Source organism: Fibrobacter sp. UBA3718 (assembly GCF_002371935.1).
In the GTDB taxonomy this organism is placed as follows: domain Bacteria; phylum Fibrobacterota; class Fibrobacteria; order Fibrobacterales; family Fibrobacteraceae; genus Fibrobacter.
Genome location: NZ_DFHR01000019.1, coordinates 1 through 3,248, shown reverse-complemented (window position 1 = coordinate 3,248; position 3,248 = coordinate 1). Strand labels below are relative to the sequence as shown.

Sequence of the window (3,248 nt, the reverse complement as noted above, 5' to 3'; positions counted from 1 at the left end):
GCGTTCACGAACAGCGGGGAAATCGCCCCCGCGGGGTGGAATTCGAGGCTGAGCGCTCCGCCGCCCGCGTTCACCTGCTCCACGTTGAATCCGGAAGCCGCGAAGGTCCCGTAGGCGTCGGCAGACAGGGTAATCTGCTTTTCGCCATCCGGAGTGGATTTCGGCTGGTGGTAAGCGGGAAGCGGCGCCGAACCCATCGATTGCATCTGGGGCGGAAGGCAGCCGGTCAGTGCGAAGGCCGCGGCGATGCCTGCTGCGAGTTTGCCGGTCGCGCTGATAATCGACTTCTTAAATGTCTTGTTTGTTCTCATGGTAACATCCCTTGGCCGGGGTTTCCCCCGGCGTAGTACATATGTGTTTGCTAAAAGTTATGTTAATTGAGGATGTGTGTCAATAGCCGTTACTGGAGCGTAATTGAACGTATTTCGCAGGTCTCGTTTGCGCGCATCGCTTGCAAGGTCAAGCGTGACGCGGAATAGCCGTTGCTTGCGGTTACGGACGTATTGACTATTTGTGATAAGGGTAAAATTTTGCTTACAAATTCATTTTGCAAACTATTGTTGCTTCCGAGGTTTACTTTCCCCTTCGAGGCGGTCCCGAAGTAGATTTCGCTGTGCAGGCAGGTGCCGGCGCGGTATTCTACTTTCAGTTCGCTGTAGGCATCGAGGGAATATGTCCCGCCGAAGTCGAGGTGGATTCCGGAATAGCGTTCCGCGAAACTGAACGCGGCGGCCTTGTCGTTGTAGGTGATGGAGGTCGTCGGGCTCCATTTTACGATTCCGTAATTGGAGGGGAAAAGCGTCCTTGTCGCGATGGGGGATGGCTTTTCGAGATTTGCGACGGTCGAGGTGATGAGCCTCGGCTTGGTGAGGGTCATCGTCGCTCCGTTGGAGTTGAGTACGAGCCGGAACCAGCGGTAATTGGACATGGCGCCGGGAACGCTCGGCATCTGCCAGCGGAGAGTGTGGAACTGACCGTCCTGCGGGACATTCACTTCTTCGAGCTGGACCTGTGCGCCGCCGTCCTTGCGCTTGGTCAGCAGGATTTCCGCCTTCATCCAGTTGCCCTTGGAATTTTCCGCCTTGATGCCTATTTCAAATACGGAGCCCTCGGGAACGTCGTAGGCGTTATCGACGGTTGCGACTTTTTGCCAACCGGAGGGAAGCGTGAATTTGACTTCATCGTCGCTTTCGGTTGCCTTGTCGTTGTAGTCGTAGCGGATGAACCCGAACTTCTTTGTCTGTAATGCGCCCGCGTTCTTGATGATTTCCGGCATTTTCGAAGCGTCCATGCAGCTTGTATGGGGCTGGAACATCCCGGTGAGTTTCATGTTTCTGAACTCGTGGTTTGCACTGTCGTAGTCTGCCTTGGCGACTTCGCAAAGCAAACGCCATACATCTGCCTGCATTCCCTCCAGCACGGCTCTGTCTATGCTGCCGTCCGAACGGACGGCGGGTTCGATGTGGCGGCCGCTGGTCGCCTCCTCGAACCGTGGATGCGTCGCATCCACGGCATAGACAGCTTTCGCCGTAGAGTTCTTTCCCGGATTCTCGAAGGGGAATCCCGAATACGACTTGCTGAATGCGCAGTCGGAACGCATGGCGAGGTCCCCGTTGCACTGCAAATCCATGGCGCTCGCTGTCGGGATGAACGTGCTGCTCCCTTGGTAGAGAGTGTCCGCTTCCCAGGAGTTCTTGAAGTTCAGGGTGTAGAGTGTAGCCCCGAACAGCTTTATGTCGTATTTCATGTCGTCGGGGATGGCGTCTTCCATGCCTTCGCGAAGCGACGTGTACATTGTCCTTGCGAAGGGATATGTGCTTCCCTGAATGAAATCGAATTTTGCGTTTCCTTTCGGTGTCGAGGTCTCGTCCTGCGACAGGAATTCGTAGACGTGGTTGTGCGAGAATGCGGAATCCTTGCTTTCGGAGGCCATCATGCGGCTGGAGGCGCGACCCCACGGCTCGCTGCCGCGTTTTGCCGAACGGTTCAGGGCGAAATAGGTTGTCGCGTGCTTAGGCGATTTTCCCTTCAGTTGCCCCTGCGCGATGAGAATGGCCGGGAAACCCTTGTAGTTTGCGGCCTTGCGGTATTCGCCGAAGAGGAAGCGCCCTGCGTCCGTCTTGGCTTCGTACGTGCCGTTCCCTGCCTCTGTGTCGTAGAGCAGCAAATCCTGTGCTCCCGGCGAGGTGATGAGGTCGTTGAACGCTTCTGCCGATGCGACTCCCGCCTTGTTCGCCCAGAAGTCGATGGTCGAGATGAGCCCGCGCGGCATCACTGCTCCCTGGTGGGGCGAATCGAGCGATGCGTAGAGGCGGATGGGTGTATCGCCCGCCTTGCGCGAGGTGTCGTAGAGGTAGGATCCGTAGCGCCCGATAATACCTCCCTGGCTTATGCCGAGGACGATGAAGCCGTCTTCTTTCTTGTTCGGGAAGGAGATGGCCTTGTTATTTCCAAGGAACTTGAGCAGGGCGGCAAAGGTCTGCGAATTTTTCTGCAACGAGGTATGGACGGTCTGTGAGAACTGTACGAGGATAGGGGTGTAACCCAGTTCGGTAAGGATTTTAGGGATGCCGAACTGTTCCGTCTCTTCCTGGAGCTGGTCCAGGGTGCGTTCCTCGTCGACGCTCAGGTGGATTCCGTCGATGATGAGGAAGGGGCGGCTGAGCGCTTTCTTCAAAATCGCCGCGTCGTCGTCGATGCCACCGATAATGCGGATGCGGACATCGGCATCACGTGCGGTAAAGCTGAGCTTGCCCTGTGCTTCGATGCAGAAGCCGAAGCCGCCCGTCGGCATGGTCGAGATGCAATCCGTCTTTTCGTTGCCGGTGTTGATGAAGAAAGCGTCCAGGTGCGATGCGCTTGCACTTGCGAAAAGCGAGAGCGCAAGGGCCGAGGTGAATTTCAGCAGTCGATTCATGTTACTTGACCTCCAGCGTGAGAATCTGTTGCGTGGTTGTGTCTCCGGAACGGAGGTTTACGGTGACAGGCTGTGGCCCTGCCGAGTCGAATTCGAATTCGGCGACGGAACTCCGCTCGATGGATTGGCATTTGCCGCCAATGCAGATTTCAATGGACGGGAGCGCCCTGCGCGTTGTCGCGACGAAATAGGGGTCGTAGGCAATTTTTACCTTGGAACCCTTCACGTAGCTGGTCGGGAACCCGGCAAGCAGCAGATGGTGGTCTTCGAGGGAGGTCGTGGAAAAACTGGTGTCGCTGTAGTATCTGACGGCACAGTCGATGTCGGCAAC

2 protein-coding genes and 1 pseudogene are annotated in these 3,248 nt (G+C 56.5%); all 3 read right to left on the bottom strand.

Features of this window, described 5'->3' with window-relative positions:
* Positions 1 to 311, bottom strand: a pseudogene (locus B4A77_RS07405) (hypothetical protein); the annotation flags it as partial.
* Between the two features lie 89 nt (positions 312 to 400).
* Positions 401 to 2,917, bottom strand: a complete 2,517-nt coding sequence (locus B4A77_RS07400; RefSeq protein ID WP_290739637.1) for a hypothetical protein — start codon at positions 2,915 to 2,917, stop codon at positions 401 to 403.
* A gap of 1 nt (position 2,918) precedes the next feature.
* A partial coding sequence (locus B4A77_RS07395; RefSeq protein ID WP_290739634.1) for a hypothetical protein occupies positions 2,919 to 3,248 on the bottom strand: 330 nt, incomplete at its 5' end.